Raw genomic sequence first — 22,269 nt, 5'->3', positions numbered from 1 at the left:
AAGTAATTATTTTCTTTTTTAAGTCGCGAAATCATCATTTTTATTTGGAGAACGATAGCGTAAAAAGGCTTTTGCTTGAATGATAGACTTCTCAATACAACACTCAATTGCACAATCCTCTTGTATCTCTTTTACGAGTAATTTCACTAACTTCGCCTGATTTTCTAGAATAATCTGTAATTCTGGTGTCATCTGAGAAAGTTCAATATTTTCTACTAAATAATACGTTTTAGTGCATAAATTCCTCATCAACATCTCATCATAAGCATGTTTCTCCATAATTTTACGTTTCCAAGCGTGTACATAATCCGTTAAAAAGCACGCCACAACAAAACGTTCTTTTCTTGTAAAGCGATCTAGAATCATTAAATACATTTCGGTTTTTTCAATTTCTTGAATACAAAAAATATTCACAGTATGAGAAAAAGTTTTAATATGATCGATGATGAGACATTCTTCTTGGCTAATTAATAGTAACCAATGATTAAAAGCTGCTGCCCATGTATCCACTTCTGAATGAGTCAGATTAAATGCCGGTTGTAAGTCGTGGTAGTCTTGTGAATACTGTTGAAATTCTTCGACCAATATAGGATCAATCATGAATAGACTATGCTCTACTGATAGTTCCCTATACATCACTAACGCCTCCAGTTCGTTAACAATCGCCTAAAAAAAATAGATAACGTATTCATCACGTTACCTATTTTCTGTGTATTTAATCTTTTTTTGTGATAAATTGTGCTTCAACGCGATAAATTGGCTGACCTTTTGCAGAGAATTTTTCTTCATACTCTGTCATAATATTATCTGCTGGGTTATCCGCATGTAAATCAAGTGACACAAGCTTTAACTTCATGCCATAGTCTGTCATACTAATTAATGAATATTCAAATAAACCGCGATTATCCGTTTTAAAATGAATTTCACCATTATCGACTAATACAGCTTCGTATAATTTTAAGAAACCTTCATGTGTTAAACGACGTTTTGCATGACGAGATTTTGGCCATGGATCTGAGAAATTTAGGTATAAACGATCGACATCATTTTTTGCAAAATATTTTTCTAAATCTGCACCATTTACACGCAATAGACGTAAATTCGATGGTGAACCTGCATCTAGTGCTTTCTCACAAGCTTTCATCATAACACTATCAAATAATTCGATACCGATATAATTCACCTCTGGATTAGCAAGTGCCATTCCTGTAACGAATTGTCCTTTACCTGTTCCTACTTCGATGTGTAGTGGATGGTCATTACCGAATAATTCATTCCAGCGTCCACGATAATTTTCTGGATTTTGTACAACTATTTCAGGATGCGCATCTAAAAATTGTGGCGCATTTGGATTATTTCTAAGTCTCAAGCGTATTTCCTCATTTCTTTTTTACTTATCATCTGTTCATTTTAAAGAAACTATTCATTTAGTCAAGTGTGTTCACTGCTAATTGCCATTCATGTGGCATAATTTCGTAGTGGATTGTTTGACCGTACACAGTTTTGTCAATAAATTCGCCATCAACATGTCCATATACTTCACCGTGAATTGTCACGTCAAAAGAAGTTGCTTGCATCTGCTGTACTGCTTTAAACCGTGTATGTTTGCCAAAAAAGACAGTTCCAAAAATTAATAATAATTTCCACTTCGCAATATTATATACAATTGTTAGTTCAAGTAAATGATCATCTGCCTTGGATTGAGGTGAAATTTTCATTCCTCCACCAAAATAAGGTTGATTACTTACTACGACAAAATAACATGATGTGTAAGTTTTTTCATTGTTTATTGTAAGATCAAATGGTGTAAAACGGATTAGTTCTTGAAAAACAATCCAAGCATAAGCTACTTTACCGAGAGAGAACCGGTTCAATAGCTTTTTCAATTTAGATTGATTCGTGCGATATGTGACAAGTGCATCAAAGCCAAATCCACCATTATTAATAAAAAGAGACTGTTTCGTTCCTTTTATGAGTTTTCCTAAATCCATCGGAACGACTTCATGGCGCAAAAGAAATTGTTCAATCTGCTGTGCATTTTTAAATGTTGGATAAGCTCGACTAAAATCATTACCTGAACCGCCTTTTACCATACCGACAATTGCATGAGAATGGGCATGTGCACCTTCAACTACTTCATGCATCGTTCCGTCCCCACCAATTGCAATAAATAATATTTTTCGCTTATCTATCAGATGCTTTTCAACAATCTCCGCTGCATGTCCTGTGTAAGCAGTTCTCTCTAGCGTAAAAGGAACCGTTAATTCTTTTGTAATTTTTTCACATTGTTTTTTAGCACGACCATGCCCTGCTTGTACATTCACAATAATGACTACTTCCATCGCTATTCTCCATCTGTAAACCATTCTGCACGCATAAATGACGTTGTTTGCATATGGTCTAGTAATAATTGTGCTGCTCTAAATTGCGTGTGTTTCATCGGTGAGCGATGATTTTTTAATTGCTCAAACCACTGGTCATAATGTCTTCGATCAATAAACTGCACCCCATACGAAGAACCTGGATAATCAATATATCCTCGTCTTGATAAAACAACTTTTTTAATACCTAGATGTAAATCATGATGTTCAAAAAAGGGCTTTAAAAGACTTTCCATTCGATTCAAACCAATTAGTGGATTGACAATATTTTTTGTTCGTTCACCAATTCGTTTCACCCAAAAGCGATCTGTATTAATTCCTGAGAATGTCGCACGTTCTTCGGCATCAATCACTTGAATACAGTAGCAGTCTGTTGGTGTCAAAATCAAAATACCCAGTTCTACAGGTGCTTTTTTCACAAGAAGAATCGGTTCATATAATACAAAGAAAGTATCTGGTAGCTGTTGTAATAATTCTTTTAAAAATACGTCTCTTTGATAGCGCGGATCAATATTTGATTTTTCGCGCATCGTCGTACTTGCCCAGTTTAGTTGAAAACCAAACAACTGGTCCAAATACATGCGACGTAAATCTTGAATGGTCTGCGGACGGTACAATAGGTTCGGCTCAAAAGCAAAGCCAATATCTTCTTCCTCTTCTTGTTTTGGCTTTTCAAAAATTTCTTCTTCATGATCATCATATTCAAAATCTTGTTTTCGTTTTTTAAACGGATTTAATTTTTTAAAGAATTTTTTAGGTGTTGATTCATCATCTTCCCAAAGAATTTCTTCCTCTTCTTCCCATGTCTCTTCAAAAAGTGGTTTCGTTTCCCACTCTTTTCTCATGCGTTCCCACTTCGCCTGTTTCATTCGAATATACTGTGTTGGATAACGCGTCGCATCAACTTGATATCTCGAGATATAGTCTTGTAATTTAATAAGTTGTGCCATGTTATTCTCTCCTTAACATTCATCCATTCATTTCTAAAAAAGAGATTGTCCTGCTATTTATTTCGGACAATCTCTCATTTATTTACATCATTACTGCTGTTTTTACTTTTAATTCAAATGCCTGCTGTAAACGACGTGTCCATTCACCTGGTAAGCCATCTGCAATGGGGTGACAATCTACTTCAATAATGGGTGTCACTTCGGAAGTAGTCGATGTAAGTAATAATTCATCCATCTCTAAAGCCCGTTCACAAGTCATCGCTTCTTCTACAACAGGTAAACCTATTTCTTCGCAACATTGAAGTAATACGTGACGTGTAATACCATTCAAAATATAATTATTTACTGGATGTGTATAGAGCACCCCGTCTTTAATACCAAAAATATTCGAAGAAGAACCTTCTGTAATGACACCATCACGATGTAAAATCGCTTCATAGCAACCTTGCTCATGTGCTTTTTGCTTTGACAATACAGCGCCGAGTAAATTAAGTGATTTAATATCGCAACGTAACCAACGAATATCCTCATCAAAAATTGTTCTAACACCACGTTGTAAATTTTGTAGAGGTCTATCACCTTGTTGTGTATATGCGACAAATGTTGGAGCTACATCACTCGGGAAAAAATGTGTACGACTTGCTACACCGCGTGTAATTTGCATATAAACATGTCCTACTTCTAACTCATTTTCTTCAACTAAGTCATATAACATTTTGTGTAGTAAATCTTTTGTATAAGGAATAACAATTTGTAATTTTTCAGCGCATGTATAAAAACGGTCGATATGTTCTTTAATTGTGAACAACGAACCATTATAAACTTTAATCACTTCATAAATTCCGTCACCAAACTGAAAACCGCGATCTTCTATGTGAATATGTGCATCTTCAGCCTGTATCATTTGATTATTTAATAAAATTGTACGCAAAACTTTCCACTTCCTCATTTCTGTCTTCTTAGTTATTATGACAAATAATTTGATTTTGTGAAAGATACGATTCGAATCATCTCTAAATGCTGTATAAAAAATAACTAACCAACACAAAACCGAACATGTTATGGATGCCAGTTGTTCATATATGTTCGGTTCTTGTATGTGTCAATTCTATTGTTTTATAATCGTTACCTTTTTCGGATTTGTATAAACTAAATATTGATCAGAAATTCGAATAAAATATTCATCTAAATCTTTTCCTATATTTGTTTCTAACGCGCGAATCGCTTCTTCATCAAGTCGATCATAGATAATTTCATACTCCTCTGCGTTCACATTATTACGCCAAGGAAGAAATTGCATTGCTCTTCCGACATTTTCAAATGTATTATGTTCATAACGTGGCGCATAAGAACCACTCGACAGAATACCTCTTTTTCCAGCTTGTCCTACTGCAATATTTTTAAAATAGTTTTGTGAAATAATTGGTCCATCCCAATTCATCGCACGAATTGCATCATTACGAATGTCCATAAATATATTATTTTGGATGACAATGCCTTTATGAGGTTTTGATTCATAATGTACTCCTTTGATTATGCCTTCTCCTGAATATTTGTGCGTGCCAATTGCACGGTCAATATTTTTAAAAGTAGAGTCTTGAATTGTCACCCGGTTTACAGGGGTACGGTCAAAACTACTCCATTCAGAATTAAATCCTTTCGTTGCACGGTCAGGTGTATCAATGTTAATTGCTTCTTTCACCATATTTTCAGAAGGAGTAGAGTCTTCAAATGTACACGCATCAATTAATACATCTTGAGAAGCATCTAATTCAATAAAATGCCCAGAATTCATATTACGAAAATCGATATTTTTAAATACCACATTATTTGTATGTGCCATAATTACACCAAAACTAAAATATTTATGCTGCAAATCAATTGTTGCACGTCCTTGTGAATAAATCTTAATATTTTGAGAACCATCATACTCTCGGACACTAGCTTTTTTATTTGCTTTAGATGGTGGAACTAATTGGAATATCGAATTAGATAGCGGCATTGTTGTTGCATCTGTTTCTAATGCTTTTTTTAAAATAACACCATCTTCTAATTCTACTGTCACATTCGATGGTATAAATAATGTATTCGTAAGCATATACGTACCCTTCTCAATATAAACTGTTCCTCCGTTTTGCTTTTCTAATTGTTCAAAAATCGAACGTAAAACATAATAATCCTTTGTCATTGATGTGTAAGAAGGTCTTAATTCATACGTACGATTTAATGGCTTTGTATCATGATTCACATGATAAACGTCTTTTTGAAATTCTGCTTCATCCATAATTTCTGCTTTATTTCCCGTTTGATTATAGCTACCTGAAGGTAAAATGATGATATTTTGCTTTACTTGTCTTGCTTTGTTTGTTAATAAATCACGTTTATTATCTAGTGTAAATGTATTTTTTGCAGCTGAAAGACCTAACTGTAAACTTTCAGATAATGTGCGGAATGCAACCATTTGATTTGAACGAATAAACATATTTTTTCGAATAACAGGTGTTTGAACTGCACGCAACTCAATTGTTGCGTTTGCCTTCCCCATCGTATCGTCAAACTGATTATGGTCAATAATTGGATTGGTCCAACCAATTAAGTATAGTGAAGTATTGTTCATACGTTTTAATTGATTACTTTCAATTATTATTCCTGTTTGATGTGCTTTTTTGTTGTAAGTACTCGTTCTTACAGCCATGTACTGTGAATCGAATTGATTGTTTGATATGGTTACATACTGATTTGTTACTTGATCATGCTTAATCCATGCATAGTTCAAAACAGCCGCATGCTTCATTGCAGATTCTAATCGAATAGCAGGTGTTGTCGTTTGTTTTGTAGCATATAAAAAATGATTATTTTCAATATTTTGCTTCGTTGAACCTATTATATGAATGAATGTGCCTTTGTGATTATTTCTAAATTGAATACCTGTTATACGCACATTATTTGTATGAGCACTCACAATCCCCTGTGCTTTTTCAATTTTCCCTAAATCTATTGTTGCACTACCATACCCTTTAATTGTAATATTTTTACTTCCTGCATACCCATTCACCTGTTTACCTTTTTTAACGGTTTGAGAAGGTACAAGAAGGAATAGTGATTTACTTGCTTTAAAATTCGCTTTACCTGTTTGGTTATATTTTTGGACTTTCGTTCCATCTTTTAATTCAAGTGTTGTATTTGAAGGAATATATAAGTTATTTGAAATTTTATACGTTCCTTTTTTTAAAATAAGTTTACCTCCACCTTCTTTTTCAATACGTTCTAAATAACCTTTTAGTAGATAATAATGTTTAGTGTGCTGATTACTATTTTTAGTTTTAATAAGCGGTTTACTATTCGGTGTCACTTGATATGTTTTTGCTTGTGCAACTTCTCCACTTACAAGCACAACAAATGATAGAGTGAACACACAAAGAAAGATAGCGCGCCAATTGATGCGAATTGTCATCTGTCCTCTCCTTTATCATATTCATATATGCTCATTTTCTTATGTAAAAATACATGAAACATTTTACGAGAAAATCGAATTAAAGATAGATTAATAGTTTAAAGCTTTCATTATAACCCGTCAATATTGTCTCTACAACTTAAACTCTTATGGACTCTTTATCACTATTATATTTTACTTATATTAAAATTATTGCAAACTATATTTATTTACAATGCTTTTCCACTATCCACACTATAATTGTTCGTTACAATATTAATTTTTACCTAAATTATACAATAAAATAACTTTTCTATCGTTAAAAATAGTATATTTACACCTATAAAACGTACATTAATTGAATGTAAATATATAATCGTACGCCTTTTACTGTAAAGCTATTGTAAAAAAAGCTTTTTCTATACTTTTTTATGGAAAAATAGTGCATAATCCGTTATAATATGATTGTCAGATAATACTGACGAAAAAACCGAAAAGGGAGATGTCTAAGGCAAAATAAATTTCGCCTACAGATCGCAATTTCTATCGTCCGCTAGTCTTGAGAATATAAGATGAAGGAGTGGTTCACCAATGAAACCAACAACTGATCGGATGCTTAACCGTATTAAAGATGTGTATAAATACATCCATGATAATGGAACTGTAACAACACAGGATTTAGTCGACGAATTCGGCATCACTCCTCGCACCATTCAAAGAGATTTGAATGTGTTAGCCTTTAATGACTTAGTTGAAAGTCCATCTAGAGGTAAATGGACAACGACGCGTAAAAAAGTGAAAATGACATCTTAGAAAGGTTACAATGAGTTTTATCTCACACTGACTCGTTGTATTGAGAAGCCAACAAGCCCTAAGAATAACATGCTGAGGCCAACTTCTCATATTACTCAAATCAACTATAAATGAACTTGTAAAAAAAGAATGACCCTGCTGCGTCGCGAGGTCATTCTTTTTGTTTTAATTTTTCTACTTCTTCTGTTGTTAATTCTCTATACTCGCCAAGCTCTAAATTTTCATCTAATTCGAGTGGTCCCATCGACAAGCGCTTTAAGTATGTCACTGTTTTACCAACTGACTCGAACATACGCTTCACTTGATGAAACTTACCTTCTGAAATCTCGAGCTCAATTTCAGATTGTTCCCCAGCTTTTAAAATCTTTAATTTCCCTGGTTTTGTATGATATCCGTCTTCTAATGTCACACCTTGTGCGAAAGCTTCAATATCTGCTTCGACTACTTCTCCTTCAATTTGAGCATAATACACTTTCGGTACATGCTTTTTCGGAGACAAAAGATTGTGTGATAATTGACCATCGTTTGTAATGAGTAAAAAACCTTCTGTATCCTTATCTAAACGTCCAACAGGGAATGGTTTGAAATGTTGATGAAATGGATCTAACAAGTCAATGACTGTTTGATCATACATATCTTCTGTTGCTGAAATAACGCCCGGCGGCTTGTTCATCATCAAGTAAATAAACTCTTGATAATGAACGCGCTCACCATAGACCATCACTTCTTGTTTTTCTGGATCGACATGTTTTGCTACATCTTTCGTAACAACCCCATCTACTTTTACTACTTGGCTTTTTAATAAAGCTTTTACTTCTTTACGAGAGCCAAAGCCCATATTCGATAATAATTTATCTAAACGCATATTTCCTCCTACATACCTAGTTTGCGTGCGATTTTCGTCACGCGACTACCTAATAATTTTTGTGCTAAACCGATACGCAGTGATAAATACCCATAAACAGCCACACCTACAGAACCACAGACAATAATATAAATCATTGCTGTAAAGCGTGTTTCTACTTCAGGTAAAATGAGTGATAATCCTTCGCGAGTTAGCCATACAATCAATGTCATAACCGCTGTTAAAATAACAATTAAAATAGAACGTCGAATGACCACTTGTGGTTTGTAATCTAATACTTTACTTAAAACAATTAAATTGATACCAATCGATACCATATAACCAATGGTTGTTGCTAAAATCGCACCATCTGCTTCTAACCATTGAATCATTGGGATGTTTATGGATAACTTCACTAAAATCCCTGTTAATAAACTTAAAATAATCCACTTTTGATAGTCAATCCCCTGTAATAATGCCGCTGTTACTTGGAAGAAAGCAAACAAAATCGCTACAGGTGCATAATGAGCTAACACGCTCGCTCCCATTGCATCTGGTTCATATAACATCGTATACACATCATACGATAAAATCGAAATACCAATAACTGCTGGAAGTGTGATAAATAATAGAATTTGATATGTCTTATCTACAGCATCAATCAATTCACCACGCTGTTTTTGCGTATAATAACGTGTAATTGTCGGGACAAGTGCCATTGAAAATCCCGTTGCTAACATAACAGGGATAATGACAATCTTATGTGTAGTAAAGTTCAACATGCCAAGAATATTATCTGAAATTTTCGCTAAACCAATACTCGACATCGCTTGGTTAAACGTGAACATATCAACTAATTGGAATAGTGGATTTGCAACCCCTACAAAAATGTAAGGAATCGAATACGTAATAACTTCTTTATAAATCTTTTTGTAGCTGAGTTCTCCAGACGGGACACTCTCAGCTAACTTCAAATCAAATTCCGGCTTCAATTTACGCCAGTAATAATATAAACATAATAAACCACCAATAGCACCAATAAATGCTGAGAATACAGCGAATGATACTGCTGTTTGTGCCTGACCAGCAAACACATTCATTACTAAGAATGAGCCGACTAACAGCACAACAATTCGTACAATTTGTTCGACTAATTGTGATACTGCTGTTGGTGACATATGGTTATAACCTTGGAAGAATCCACGTAATAAACTCATAAATGGTACTGCGATTAATGCAAAACTTACCCAACGAATCACACTCGCAATTTGTGGCACTGTGAAAATTTGATCGTCATCTTTAATAACTAACTCTGCAATCGGTGTTGCTAGAGAATATAATGCGATAAACGATAAAATACCAGTTCCAAGCATAATCATTAAACCCGACTTGACGAGTTTTCTACCCGACTCATAATCACCCATACTATTATATTTAGCGACGAATTTCGAAACAGCTACAGGTGCTCCTGAAATGGCAATCGACAACATAATTGAATAAGGAATATATGCATAAGAATATAGTGTAACATTCTCTTGACCGATAATCGCGTAGAACGGGAATATGTATACAAGACCTAATACTTTTGATAAAAACATACCAATCGTAAGAATGGCAGTTCCCTTCATTAATGATGACATAAAATCCTTCCATTCTGTCCAAATCTAATAAAACCTAAACTATAGTTTACAACTCGATATACAATTACTCAAATAGTTTCTTCATTTCATGTATAATAAAATAAAAAAAGAAAGTGAGCTAGAAAAATGTATGATGTAATTGTAATTGGCGGTGGACCATCTGGACTAATGGCCGCAATCGCTGCTGGGTCTAAAGGTAAAAAAGTATTGTTGCTTGAAAAAGGTAAAAAACTAGGGCAGAAATTAGCGATTTCTGGAGGTGGTCGTTGTAATGTAACGAACCGCCTACCTGTTGAGGAAATTGTTAAACATATTCCTGGTAACGGCCGCTTTCTTTATAGTCCTTTTACGGTATTTAATAACGAAGATATTATCGCATTCTTTGAAAATCTAGGTGTTGCTTTAAAAGAAGAAGATCACGGGCGTATGTTTCCTGTATCAAATCGCGCACTAGATGTTGTAGATGCGCTGTTACGCGAACTTGATCGTCTTCACGTCGAAGTACGCAAATTAACAAAAGTAAGTAAGTTACTCATGGACGATGAAAAAGTGATTGGCGTTCGTTTAGAAGATGGTACCGAAATCAAATCACAAGCAGTTATTGTCGCAGTTGGTGGTAAAGCTGTACCTCAAACTGGTTCAACAGGTGACGGTTATCCATGGGCTGAAAAAGCTGGACACACTGTAACAGATCTCTATCCAACAGAAGTTCCCTTACTATCAAATGATGACTTTATCCAATCAAAAGAACTTCAAGGTTTAGCACTTCGCGATGCCGCTGTATCCATTCTTAAAAAAAATGGTAAACCGATTGTAACACATACAATGGACATGCTTTTTACACATTTCGGTTTAAGTGGTCCAGCCATTCTTCGTTGTAGCCAATATGTTGTAAAAGAACTTAAGAAAAATGGTCAGAAACCTGTTACGATGCGCATTGCAGCTTTACCAGAACATAATGCTGAATCCGCTTTTCAAATGCTCTTTAAATTGGCAAAAGATGAGCCGAAAAAAGCGTTAAAAAACGTCTGGAAAGGCATTGTTCCAGAGCGCTGGTTACTTTTTTTAATGCAGCGTGCAAATATCGATGAAGCATTAACAGGAGCGGATTTATCTGCTGAGCAAACGCGCACGCTCGCACAATCACTTGTCGCATTCGAAATGACTGTCTACGGTACACAACCAATTGAAAAAGCTTTTGTAACAGGTGGTGGTGTATCTACGAAAGAAATCGAACCACAAACAATGGCTTCTAAGAAAAAACACGGTCTATTTTTCTGCGGCGAAATTTTAGACGTACATGGTTACACAGGTGGTTATAATATCACTGCAGCTCTAGTCACAGGACATATTGCAGGCGATAGCGCAGCTTCTCTCTCATACCCTATTTAACGTTTTTTAAGTACGAATCGTTTCCATACGATTCGTATTTTTTATGCCAAAATCTATTTCTGTCACAAATTTGTACGTTATATATATGAACATATTGTTTTTAATTCTTTTTAAGCACATAAATTCTATATTATGGTATTCTATAGGAATAAGTAAACAACTAAGAATTGGAGTGCATTGCATGAAAAAGTTATTTGCGAATTTATCACATTCGCCTCCAGCATCGATTTATATTCAACGTGAATTTGCCAAACAAAATATTAAAAGATTATTTCTTGTTTCGATATTTTCGTTATTTATGCTTTCCGCTATTTTTTTTATTAACTTATATGCACACACACATACTACATATCATTTTAAAGACTACAAAGGATATGTTATTTGTTACATTCTTATTATAGCTATTAATATTTTTACATTAATTTATGCTTTTAAACATCGAAGAAAACAGGCAATCTCGATTGAACAAACTAAAAACATCAATGCGATCATCTTTTTATACGTTTGGATTACCCTTTTGAGCAGTTGCTATATTTCAAATTATGACCAACAATTACATGGACAAATTGTGATTTACTTAGTCTATGCTTTCTTATGTTCATGTGTTGTAATTATACCTCTCAGAAAAACGATGATTCCGATTTTATTTTGCACAATTTTACTTAGTATAGCTATTATTTTCAACTCAAACTTTATTACATACGGACAATTTAATTTAATCTTATTACTATTAATTACTATTTTAACACTCTCTTTAAATTACTTAAATTATCGTATTATGAAACAACACTTAGAGCAAAATCAACGTCTTGTTGAAGAAAAGCAAGTATCAAAAATGTTAACAAAAGAACTTAGAGCTGCTGCTTATACAGATGAATTAACTAATTTATCAAATCGTCGCGGCTATTTACATCATTTAGATTATTTACAAACACAACTTCCTTGTAAAATGACCGTGCTCATGATTGATATTGATTGTTTTAAAAAATATAATGATTACTATGGACATGCGTATGGAGATATCGTACTTGCAAAAGTCGCTTCTACACTACATGATTTATGTGCAGGTCCGAATCGATTTGCTTCACGTTGGGGTGGAGAAGAGTTTTTAGTACTCCTTCAAAATCATACAGAGAATGAAGTACATCGATTTTATAAGCAATTTTTAAACCAGATTAATTCATACCACATCCAACATGTAGCTTCTGAAACTGCCGATTATTTAACTTTTAGTATTGGTGGGAATTCACAGACTATTATACATGTAGATGATATGAATACTTGCATATTACATGCTGACGAAGCTCAATATATGGTAAAACATTCAACAAAAAATGATTTTGTTTTAATGGAAAATGGGAAGATTATTTCTATGCCAGACTCTATTGCACAATGTCAATAAACGGAACTTTTTATGTTTATAAACGTTTTAATTGTAATCGCGTAAAATAAAAGGAGATCAACATGCGAAAAGCTTCACAATTACTCATTGGAATTATTATTGCTCTTAGTCTTTTTATTTTTTGTGTCGTGTTATTAGTTAAAACACTTATATTTAATAACGAAGCACAACCTAAACCAGTAGAATCAAAGAAAGTCGGTTACACAGAAAAAGAATTTATCAAAAAAATTGCACCAACTGCTCAAAAAATTGCAGACCGCTATGGTTTATACGCTTCTGTTATGATTGCACAAGCAACACTCGAAAGTAACTCCGGAAACAGTGAACTTGCTAGTGCACCCAATTACAATCTTTTTGGAATTAAAGGAACGTATAAAGGTGAAAGTGTTCTACTACCTACTCAAGAAGATGATGGTAAAGGGAATTTACGTACCATTGATGCTGCATTTCGAAAGTACAATTCTTACGAAGAGAGCATGAAAGATTATGCAACACTTTTAAAGAACGGCACTTCATGGAACAAGAAATTTTATAAAAAAACATTCAAGTCTTCCGCTTCTACCTATCAAGAAGCAACAGAAGCATTAACAGGTAGTTATGCTACCGACACAAAGTATAATAAAAAATTAAATGCGATGATTCAGCAGTATAACTTACAAAAATATGATGAATCGAAGAACTAACTTCTATAAGCACAAAAGGAAGAAGAACCTCGCTCAATGCGTTGGCTCATCTTCCTTTTTATTTATGTATATATGCAAGCTAACTTAAAAACGTCTTTGAATAGCTATCAATTTGATTAAAAATCATGAATTCCGCCATTGTTTTAATCTGTTCAATTATCTTTTGATCGTCTGTCAAAGCTAATTCAAAGTCTGCTGCGTTCTTTTCAATCTGAATAACCCCATTTGATAAATCAACAGCTACAGATAAATACATCTGCTGATCAACCGTTACCTTCGCTTCTACTTTCTTTTTTTCTAAATCAATAAATGGATAATGATATGTAATCGTATTCTCTGTAACACTTTGTTTTTTTGAATTGATCATATGCTTTCCTCCACTTCCACAACCACACTATAAACATCCTTATTACAAACAATAATGAAATCTATTAAAAAACGCAACTTTTTCATAGAAAAAAGCGAGTTGTCAGACCTATAACAACTCGCCTTCATTTAAAATGTGCGACGAATATTGTACACAAGACTTAATAGATATTGGAATAAGTTAATGAAATCTAAATATAAATTTAGTGCAATCATCGGTACATCTTCATCTTTAATTGGTTGTTTTGCAATTCGGTTCATATCGAAAATTGTATAAACAGTAAATACAATGACACCTAATGCACTAACAAAAATCCACACAACTGATGAGAATTTCACAAAAATCGCGATGATTGAGAATGCGATTAAACCAACTAATAAGATGAATAAGATACTTCCTTTATTCGTAAAGTCTCGTTTTGTATAGTAACCATATAAACCGGCTGCGATGAAGATGATGGCAGTCGTCCCTAAAATGAGTAAGACCACTCCTCCACCTAATGCACCTAGATAAAAATTTAATGCACTATAAAATGTAATACCGACTAATGTTGCGACAATAATCGATATGAATCTTCCTAATCTTCTCATTGTACGACTAAACATCATCGCAATTAGTAAGATTAACGTCACAATGCTAAGTGGTAATATAAAGACTTGTGGTAATACAGTCCCTATTAATAATCCAATAATTGTAAAAACCCATAATACTGTGAAGAATTGTAGCACTTTATTGAATTGTTGTTTTTCCATCGGCGTTCGCCTCCATTACCTTACTTACTGTTTTTATACCCGATTTGTTTCATTTTTCATCAAAAAATTTGTTATGATACTTTTATGACATAATTTAGGAGTGGGTCAATTGAAAATTCAACAAGTAGCAATTGTAGGGCTTGGTGCACTTGGTGTACTGTATGCAGAACATTTTTCAAAACGTTTACCAAAAGAATGTGTAGAAGTAATTGCAGATGCTAAACGCATTGAACGCTATAAACGAGACGGTATTTTTTGTAATGGCAAACCTTGTACATTCCATTATGTAACACCTGAACAAGCGACACCAGCAGATTTGATTTTAATCGCAACAAAGTTTGATGGTTTATCTGAAGCCATTGAGATAATTCGTCCAATCGTACAAAAACAAACGATTATTCTCTCTGTATTAAATGGCATTATTAGTGAAGAAGAAATTGCAAAAGTTTTCGGTGTCGAACATACACTATATTGTGTAGCACAAGGAATGGATGCTTTAAAAACAGGCAACCATATGACTTATGTCAATAAAGGCTTACTTTGCATCGGGGCAGACTTGGAAGGAATGGAACTTGAACGCTTACATACCGTTACAAAATTCTTCGATGAAACGGAATTCCCTTATGAAGTCGATCCACAAATGCGCCATCGCTTATGGGGGAAATTCATGTTAAATGTTGGTGTGAACCAAACTGTTGCTGCAATTGAAGGTACATTCCATGATGTTCAAATCGAAGGTGAAGCGCGCGATATGATGATTAGTGCCATGCGAGAAGTAATCAAAATTGGACAAGCAGAAGGAATCGCACTATCCGAAAAAGATTTAGCTTATTGGCTTGATATTCTAGCAACGCTTAACCCAGAAGGAAAACCTTCCATGGCACAGGATGTCGACGCAAAAAGAAAAAGCGAGCTACCACTTTTTGCAGGAACAATCCGAAAATTAGGTGTAAAACATCAAATTGCTACACCAACGAATGATAAACTTTACGCAATTATCCAGGCAAAAGAATCAAATTATTAGCATGAAAGCACTTTCATTTCCTTTTGTTTTATTATAATATAACAGTAAGCATTATTTTTCTTTATATCATACATAGAGAAATGTAATGCTTATTTTATTTTTACATAAAGGGGATGAATGGATGAAATTAGCAAAACGTATTTTAATTGCACTTGCATTAGGGGCTATTGTAGGTGTTGTCATTAACGCCTTTTTTCCGAGTATTTTTAAACCTTTAGATGGTTATTTATTTACACCACTTGGCACAATTTTCTTAAACTTAATTAAGATGGTGATTGTACCACTTGTATTCTTCTCGATTGTGACAGGTGTTGCGAATATTGGTGATCCTAAAAAACTGGGCAGAATTGGCATTAAGACGATTACATTCTTTTTAACAACAACAGCTATCGCGATTACAATCGGAATTGTTTTAGCACTGATTTTAAAACCAGGTCTTGCTGGAACTTTTCAAACAGATAATTTAAACTATGAACCAACAAAAGCACCGCCCGCATCAGAGACATTCCTCGGTATCATTCCAGTTAATCCAATTGCTGCAATGGCAGAAGGCGCAATGCTACAAATTATCTTCTTCGCTGTTTTCATCGGCTTTGCAATTAGCTATTTAGGTAAAAAAGTAGAGGGTATTGCAAAACTAATGGAACAAGGAAACGAAATTATGATGTTCTTAGTCAACCTTGTCATGAAGTTTGCACCGTTTGGTACATTCGGTTTAATCGCCTCTGCAGTTGGTCAACTCGGATTTAGTGCATTAAAAGCAATGTTCTTATACATGCTTGTTGTATTGCTTGCACTTGCTGTCCACTTCTTCTTCGTTTACGGCGGTGCTATGAAGTTTTTAGCGAAACGTAATCCAGTACAGGTAATTAAAACGTATTCGCCTGCAATGGCTGTATCGTTTAGTACATCAAGTAGTAGCGCTACACTACCTGTCGCTATGGAAATTGCGCAGAAAAAACTTGGCGTCCCTCGTTCAATTAGTTCATTCGTACAACCACTCGGTGCAACGATTAACATGGATGGAACTGCGATTATGCAAGGGGTTGCAACAATCTTTATTGCACAAGTTTTCTCGGTTGATTTATCCATTACAGCACTAATTACAGTCGTATTAACAGCTGTACTCGCAAGTATTGGAACTGCCGCTGTTCCAGGCGCTGGTCTTATCATGCTTGCTATGGTATTAACAGCGGTTGGCTTACCTGTAGAAGGTATTGCTTTAATCATCGGTATTGATCGTCTACTCGATATGACACGTACGATGGTAAATTCAACAGGTGACCTAGCATGTACGCTCTATGTAACAACAAGTGAAGAAAATAAAGGTGAGGTATTTGACGATGTTTACGAATCTGGAGAAGATGATTTTGCAAAATCGTAAACGAAGAGTTAGAGAGAAAAATCGCGCTTCGGTGCGATTTTTTTCTTTTCCTCCTTGAAACAAAATTCAAAGTCATTCGTATATGTACTAACGAAAGGATGGATGTGTATGTTTTTTGTAACGACATTAATCGCTTTTTTATATGAAGCCTATCTCGCAATTCCAATTGTAGGAGGAGCTACAGTACTTGCTACTGGCTATGCAACTGTATGGGTTGCTCTTGTCATTCATGCCATTGTACTCATCGTTCGTATGGGGACAATCCAATCAAAAGTAGTTCCAATCATTGCGATTTTCTTAACTTGTTTCACATGGATTCCTATACTTGGGTGGGGTATTCATCTATGTATCGCAATTCTTTACTTCATTGATTTATTGCTCGGGAAATATTCAATTCGTCGACTGTAATCATTTACTTCACAATCCGAAATATTTAGAATATAATGAAAAGACTAAATATAAGGAGTGAAGTGATATGAAATTACCTGTTCGTGAAGCTGTGCCGTTAGAAGAAACTTGGGATTTAACACGTTTAGTCAAAGATGAAGATGAGTTTAATGAAAGAGTTGAGGTATTGTTAGAAGCTGTACATCAATTCCAAGTAAATTATGAAGATCACTTAAACGCTGCTACATCGATTGCACAAGCACTAAAAGATTACGAAAAAATCTTTGAGCAATTTGTGATTGTGCATACATATGCCAATCTCTCATGGGAAACAAACCAAGGCGATGAAGCGGCGCAAGCACGTGTCTCTCGCATGAATCAAGTGGCGGCGACTCTCTTTAGTAAGACATCTTTTTTCAAAACAACATTACTAAGTACATCTGAGGACGTATTGAACGAAGCAGTTGAACAAGTTCCTCACTTAAAACATTTTGTAGAAGACATCTTACGTAATCAACCGTACCAATTACACCCAGAAGTCGAAAAAGCATTCGCCTCACTTAATGTCGCTTTTGATGCACCTTATGCACTCTATAATACAACAAAAGCACTCGACCTTCGCTTCCCTGATGTTGACGTAGACGGTGAACAGTTCCCATTAAGCTATAGCTCATTTGAAAATAATTGGGAACAAGAAGTCGACTTCAGTAAACGTCATGCAGCTTTCCAAACATTTTACGGAAAATTGCGTGATTATGAAGCAACAACCGCAAAAGCCTATGATACACAAGTACAAATTGAAAAACGTATGGCGGATTTACGTGGTTTTGATTCTGTCTTCCATTCTCTACTCCACGAACAAAAGGTGACGGAAGATTTATACCACAGACAAATTGATGTCATTATGAACGAATTAGCACCGCATATGCGCCGCTATGCTAAGTTACTTCAAAAAGTGCATGGACTCGACCAAATGACTTTTGCTGACTTAAAAATCTCACTAGATCCTGAGTATGAACCGACTGTTACGAAAAAAGAAGCCGAAAAAATGATTTTAGAAGCATTACAACCAATGGGTGAAAACTATACAAAGATGTTACAACGTGCATATGATGAGCGCTGGATTGACTATGCACCGAATGAAGGCAAACGAACAGGCGCATTTTGTGCAAGCCCTTATGGCGCAAACTCGTACATCTTGATGTCATGGAATAATCATATGAGTAATGTGTTTACACTCGCACATGAGCTAGGACATGCCGGGCATTTCCAACAAGCATATCAAAAACAAAATGTTTTTGACGGACGTGTATCACGTTACTTTGTAGAAGCTCCTTCAACATTGAATGAACTGCTAGTCGCAGAACACCTCGTTACAACAAAAGACGACCTTCGTTTTAAACGCTGGATTATTTCAAATATGGTATCAAAAACGTATTACCATAACTTTGTGACACACTTATTAGAAGCAGCTTATCAGCGTGAAGTATATCGCATTGTTGATGCAGGTGGTGCTGTCACAGCGAAACGCCTTAATGAATTAAAACGTCAAGTGCTTGAACAATTCTGGGGTGAGGATATCCTTATCAATGAAGGTGCTGAACGCACATGGATGCGCCAACCACATTACTATATGGGCTTATATCCGTACACGTATAGCGCTGGTTTAACGATTGCCACACAAGTAGCACAAAGAATCATCCATAAAGACGAAAACGCCGTAGACGACTGGCTACGCGTTCTACAAGCAGGTGGCACAGCCACACCTGAAGAACTCGCTAAAATGGCAGGCGTTGACGTATCAACAGATGAACCACTCCGCAACACCATCGCTTATATCGGACAACTGATTACACAGTTGGAAGAACTAACGGAGGAGTTGGAAAAAGCATAAACAAAAAAAACCCGTAACGACTGCAATCGTTACGGGTTTTGTTAATTTAAATGTAATTCTAATTGTGTATCAGTAACTTGTTCAAGAGATTCTATTTTTTCAATTGTTTTAGCCATATCTTTCACTAAATTTACAACTAATGCATTGCCCATTGTAAAATAACGCATTCTTTCAGGTATATTCGCTGTCCAATTGTCTGGAAAACTGTTTAATCTTTCACATTCTACTGGCGTTAAAAATCGCTTTCTACCATCTATTTCTACAATATGAGTACTACGATTAACAGAGGCTTCACTCGTTAACATTGTTCTACCTGGTAAAGCTAAATCATCAACGGGTGACATTCCACCTTCTGAGAATATATATTTATGTCCATCAGCAGATGTTCGTTCAATTTTTTTTGGACCTCTTAAATAAGCAAACTTTTCAATTTGTGCTTCTGTTAAATAATATTTTTCATCCACTTCATTCTCAAGTATTTCACCTAATGGAATAGCTCGCTGTAATTGCGGGATTGTATGAATTGTATGTACATTCCCTTTTTCCATTCTCCCAGCTAAATGGAACTCAAATGAAAAATTATCAGAAATATCAACAATATCTTCTGGGAGAGTAACACTCATACGACGATTTTTATATGCTTCTCTTTGAACAGGAAAAGTTTGTGCAAAGAAGCCTTTTTCATAGATTAATTCATCTTGTGAATGAACTGACTGTTTTTTAGCAAAATCTAAATTTTCTTTATAAGCAAAAATAAAGACTCTTCTTCTTCTTTGCGCATGACCATATTCAGCTGCATTAATTACTCGCCACTCCACAATATAGTTCAAATCTCTAAATGTGGCTAACATAACTGCGAAATCACGCCCACGTTGTTTAGATGGCGATTTTAATAAGCGATCAACATTTTCAAGTAGAACATATTTAGGGTGTGAATTCTCCAACACACGTTTTATATCCCAAAAAAGAACACCCTTTTTCCCTTTAATCCCCTCTTCTTTTGATAAAGAGCGAGCAACAGAATAATCTTGGCAAGGAAATCCACCTACAAGTAAATCTATATTTAAATTTTGAAATGTTTCATCTGGTACACTTGTAATATCTTCATTACTTGCATAGCCTTCTTTAAAATTATGTGTATAGCAATCAAATGCATGTTGTACCTTTTTTGAAGGTTCCCATTGATTTGCCCAAACCGTTTTAAATAACTGCTTATTTGCTTTTTCTAAACCTAAACGGAAGCCGCCAACGCCTGCAAATAGTTCAACAACATTAATTGTTTGTTTCATAAGGCGAACATCCTTTCTTATTTTAATCTCTTTTATATTATATAAAAAAACGCATAAAAGATCAATACATATGCACAACTTTCTTATTATAATAGAGATAAAAATAAAACACTATTCATTTTTTAGATGTTCTTCTAAAACACTATAAAGAAAGCTGTTGTTAATCCAAAAGCTTTGTTTTGTCATTCTTCTACCATCTGGCAATACTTCTGAATTATTTATATTACCACTTCCATGTGTTGTACCATCCTCAAAAACATAATAAGATTTTGATGTATGTGGGCGAAGATGAATCACTTCATTTGCGCCTTTTTTAGGTAAATTATTTTTAATAACAATACCATTGCTCTGCTGTGAAGGAGTGAATACAATACCTTCTTTCACTACTTTTCGAATCTGCTCCCATCCATCTTTAACAACTGTATTCAGCTTACTTTCAGGCATATTCCAAAATTGAGAGCCTTTTAAAACATACCTATCCCCTACCTTTTTAAATACGACAAGTAAGAATTTTGTTTCTTCGAAATACTTGTAAAGCTTTGATTCTTCCCATTCTTCATCGACTAATTCGATTAAAGGCATACTAGGAAGTGAACTACTTTCTACTATTTTATTATTTTCATTTATACGAACAGCTTTTACAACAATGTTAGCTTTTACGAATTCTTCGGCTTTATTACTTTTAATCCCAAGCATTCGTAGTGCTAAATCAGCCCATAATGATTTATCATTGTTATACACCCTATCAAACTCTACACACAACGTTTCATCTGTTTTTCCATTATGTTGATGAATACGATTTTGAACAATATCTTCAAAAGTTTGTTCATTTAATTCGGCTGGATTTTTAATAATCGGTTCATACGTATCAATATCTTTTACAAGATAATTTTTAAGCACTTGTGTCATAAATCCTTGTTTTAAAGAATAAGCTCGTTTTTTTGCTTTAACTTCGGGATTGTAATATTGAGGAACCCAACTTTTTGCTGCTGTCGAACCTTTTGTACAAGCAGACAAATAGATTGTGTCACTCTCAGATAATTCATGTGCCTTACCCGATTTTATTTTATCGTTAATTTTTTTATAGTCATCTTGAATAATTTTTAAATCTGCTTGAGTAGGAGAATATAATTTCACATAGTCAATTGGATAATCTAAATTACTTGGTAAATTACGATTTCTTAAATAGTACACTAAAAGCATTTTATTTATTTTTTCATGTACATGCGATTTAAAATAATCATCTTCCACAGGATTTTGATAATCTATCATCGTTACAACTAGTCTTTCACCTGCTCTAACATCTTTAACTTTTCCTTTGCCTACATATTCATAAGGAGATGCTTTTAATTCAACACCTGCTTCAAGAAAGTCTGCACTTTGATCACTATTTGCCTTGTAACCAAAGTAAACTTCCTCAATTAAATTTCCCAGCCCCCCTTTTCTTTTTTTATTTCCATAAGATGTAATAAGCTCTTGTTTCGTTTCGTAAGGTTCTGAAGACTCTTGAATAATATCTAAAAAAGTTTTCCCTACCATTTTTTTACCGTATGCTTCAATGCTTAACGGATCTGTTTTATCGTATTTTATATTCATTTATAACACCTCGATATATTTATTTAGCTTCGAATATC

20 protein-coding genes are annotated in these 22,269 nt (G+C 34.6%); 8 read left to right on the top strand and 12 right to left on the bottom strand.

Features of this window, described 5'->3' with window-relative positions; genetic code table 11:
- Positions 1-18: 18 nt before the first annotated feature.
- From ACKVQX_RS03970 to ACKVQX_RS03945, 6 genes are all read right to left on the bottom strand, one after another.
- Positions 19-636 carry a hypothetical protein gene (locus ACKVQX_RS03970; protein ID WP_087680418.1) on the bottom strand — a complete coding sequence of 206 codons (618 nt, stop codon included), beginning with the start codon at positions 634-636 and terminating at the stop codon, positions 19-21.
- 79 nt (positions 637-715) lie between these two features.
- Positions 716-1,369: a tRNA (guanosine(46)-N7)-methyltransferase TrmB gene (trmB, locus tag ACKVQX_RS03965; RefSeq protein WP_068451785.1), complete on the bottom strand. Its 654-nt coding sequence runs from the start codon at positions 1,367-1,369 to the stop codon at positions 716-718.
- A gap of 58 nt (positions 1,370-1,427) precedes the next feature.
- A complete protein-coding gene (locus ACKVQX_RS03960) occupies positions 1,428-2,342 on the bottom strand; it encodes a diacylglycerol/lipid kinase family protein (protein WP_409136043.1) in 915 nt (304 codons plus the stop codon).
- 2 nt (positions 2,343-2,344) lie between these two features.
- On the bottom strand, positions 2,345-3,331 hold the full coding sequence (locus ACKVQX_RS03955) for an NERD domain-containing protein (protein WP_087680420.1): 987 nt from the start codon (positions 3,329-3,331) through the stop codon (positions 2,345-2,347).
- 82 nt (positions 3,332-3,413) lie between these two features.
- Complete coding sequence (gene dat / locus ACKVQX_RS03950) at positions 3,414-4,280, bottom strand: D-amino-acid transaminase (protein WP_068451777.1); 867 nt, start codon at positions 4,278-4,280, stop codon at positions 3,414-3,416.
- A gap of 159 nt (positions 4,281-4,439) precedes the next feature.
- Positions 4,440-6,785: a right-handed parallel beta-helix repeat-containing protein gene (locus tag ACKVQX_RS03945; protein WP_409136042.1), complete on the bottom strand. Its 2,346-nt coding sequence runs from the start codon at positions 6,783-6,785 to the stop codon at positions 4,440-4,442.
- Between the two features lie 570 nt (positions 6,786-7,355).
- On the opposite strand from ACKVQX_RS03945, the gene ACKVQX_RS03940 reads away from it, so the two are divergent.
- Positions 7,356-7,577 carry a DeoR family transcriptional regulator gene (locus ACKVQX_RS03940; protein ID WP_068451771.1) on the top strand — a complete coding sequence of 74 codons (222 nt, stop codon included), beginning with the start codon at positions 7,356-7,358 and terminating at the stop codon, positions 7,575-7,577.
- A 151-nt stretch (positions 7,578-7,728) separates the two neighbouring features.
- On the opposite strand, the gene ACKVQX_RS03935 is transcribed toward ACKVQX_RS03940, so the two are convergent.
- Both ACKVQX_RS03935 and ACKVQX_RS03930 read right to left on the bottom strand, forming a co-directional pair.
- Positions 7,729-8,442, bottom strand: a complete 714-nt coding sequence (locus ACKVQX_RS03935) for a pseudouridine synthase (RefSeq protein WP_409136041.1) — start codon at positions 8,440-8,442, stop codon at positions 7,729-7,731.
- 8 nt (positions 8,443-8,450) lie between these two features.
- The gene (locus ACKVQX_RS03930; RefSeq protein WP_068451765.1) at positions 8,451-10,061 is read right to left on the bottom strand and encodes a polysaccharide biosynthesis protein; all 1,611 of its coding nucleotides are present in this window, start codon (positions 10,059-10,061) and stop codon (positions 8,451-8,453) included.
- Between the two features lie 126 nt (positions 10,062-10,187).
- On the opposite strand from ACKVQX_RS03930, the gene ACKVQX_RS03925 reads away from it, so the two are divergent.
- From ACKVQX_RS03925 to ACKVQX_RS03915, 3 genes are all read left to right on the top strand, one after another.
- Positions 10,188-11,453 carry an NAD(P)/FAD-dependent oxidoreductase gene (locus ACKVQX_RS03925; RefSeq protein ID WP_068451763.1) on the top strand — a complete coding sequence of 422 codons (1,266 nt, stop codon included), beginning with the start codon at positions 10,188-10,190 and terminating at the stop codon, positions 11,451-11,453.
- Between the two features lie 181 nt (positions 11,454-11,634).
- Entirely contained in the window at positions 11,635-12,855 is a 1,221-nt protein-coding gene (locus tag ACKVQX_RS03920) for a GGDEF domain-containing protein (RefSeq protein WP_068451761.1), read from the top strand.
- Between the two features lie 62 nt (positions 12,856-12,917).
- Positions 12,918-13,538 carry a glucosaminidase domain-containing protein gene (locus ACKVQX_RS03915; protein WP_068451758.1) on the top strand — a complete coding sequence of 207 codons (621 nt, stop codon included), beginning with the start codon at positions 12,918-12,920 and terminating at the stop codon, positions 13,536-13,538.
- 79 nt (positions 13,539-13,617) lie between these two features.
- Here ACKVQX_RS03915 and ACKVQX_RS03910 read toward each other — a convergent pair whose 3' ends face one another.
- Together ACKVQX_RS03910 and ACKVQX_RS03905 are read right to left on the bottom strand one after the other, a co-directional pair.
- Positions 13,618-13,905: a hypothetical protein gene (locus ACKVQX_RS03910; RefSeq protein WP_068451755.1), complete on the bottom strand. Its 288-nt coding sequence runs from the start codon at positions 13,903-13,905 to the stop codon at positions 13,618-13,620.
- A 128-nt stretch (positions 13,906-14,033) separates the two neighbouring features.
- Positions 14,034-14,657 carry a Bax inhibitor-1 family protein gene (locus ACKVQX_RS03905; protein ID WP_121177822.1) on the bottom strand — a complete coding sequence of 208 codons (624 nt, stop codon included), beginning with the start codon at positions 14,655-14,657 and terminating at the stop codon, positions 14,034-14,036.
- Positions 14,658-14,757: 100 nt separating this feature from the next.
- Here ACKVQX_RS03905 and ACKVQX_RS03900 point away from each other — a divergent pair, with 100 nt between their 5' ends.
- The 4 genes from ACKVQX_RS03900 (at position 14,758) to pepF (ending at position 19,346) form a co-directional block, all read left to right on the top strand.
- Entirely contained in the window at positions 14,758-15,681 is a 924-nt protein-coding gene (locus tag ACKVQX_RS03900; RefSeq protein WP_335339058.1) for a ketopantoate reductase family protein, read from the top strand.
- 121 nt (positions 15,682-15,802) lie between these two features.
- On the top strand, positions 15,803-17,065 hold the full coding sequence (locus ACKVQX_RS03895; RefSeq protein ID WP_087680429.1) for a dicarboxylate/amino acid:cation symporter: 1,263 nt from the start codon (positions 15,803-15,805) through the stop codon (positions 17,063-17,065).
- 108 nt (positions 17,066-17,173) lie between these two features.
- Positions 17,174-17,473 carry a hypothetical protein gene (locus ACKVQX_RS03890; RefSeq protein WP_068451745.1) on the top strand — a complete coding sequence of 100 codons (300 nt, stop codon included), beginning with the start codon at positions 17,174-17,176 and terminating at the stop codon, positions 17,471-17,473.
- A gap of 67 nt (positions 17,474-17,540) precedes the next feature.
- Complete coding sequence (gene pepF / locus ACKVQX_RS03885; RefSeq protein ID WP_409136040.1) at positions 17,541-19,346, top strand: oligoendopeptidase F; 1,806 nt, start codon at positions 17,541-17,543, stop codon at positions 19,344-19,346.
- Between the two features lie 41 nt (positions 19,347-19,387).
- On the opposite strand, the gene dcm is transcribed toward pepF, so the two are convergent.
- Together dcm and ACKVQX_RS03875 are read right to left on the bottom strand one after the other, a co-directional pair.
- A complete protein-coding gene (dcm, locus tag ACKVQX_RS03880) occupies positions 19,388-20,635 on the bottom strand; it encodes a DNA (cytosine-5-)-methyltransferase (RefSeq protein ID WP_121177814.1) in 1,248 nt (415 codons plus the stop codon).
- Positions 20,636-20,746: 111 nt separating this feature from the next.
- Positions 20,747-22,231: a Sau3AI family type II restriction endonuclease gene (locus tag ACKVQX_RS03875; protein ID WP_409136039.1), complete on the bottom strand. Its 1,485-nt coding sequence runs from the start codon at positions 22,229-22,231 to the stop codon at positions 20,747-20,749.
- Between the last annotated feature and the right edge of the window lie 38 nt (positions 22,232-22,269).

The organism is Kurthia sp. ISK08, assembly GCF_046159805.1.
GTDB lineage: Bacteria > Bacillota > Bacilli > Bacillales_A > Planococcaceae > Kurthia > Kurthia gibsonii.
The sequence above is the reverse complement of the archived record's forward strand: the minus strand, read 5'-3'. Positions and strand labels throughout refer to the sequence as shown.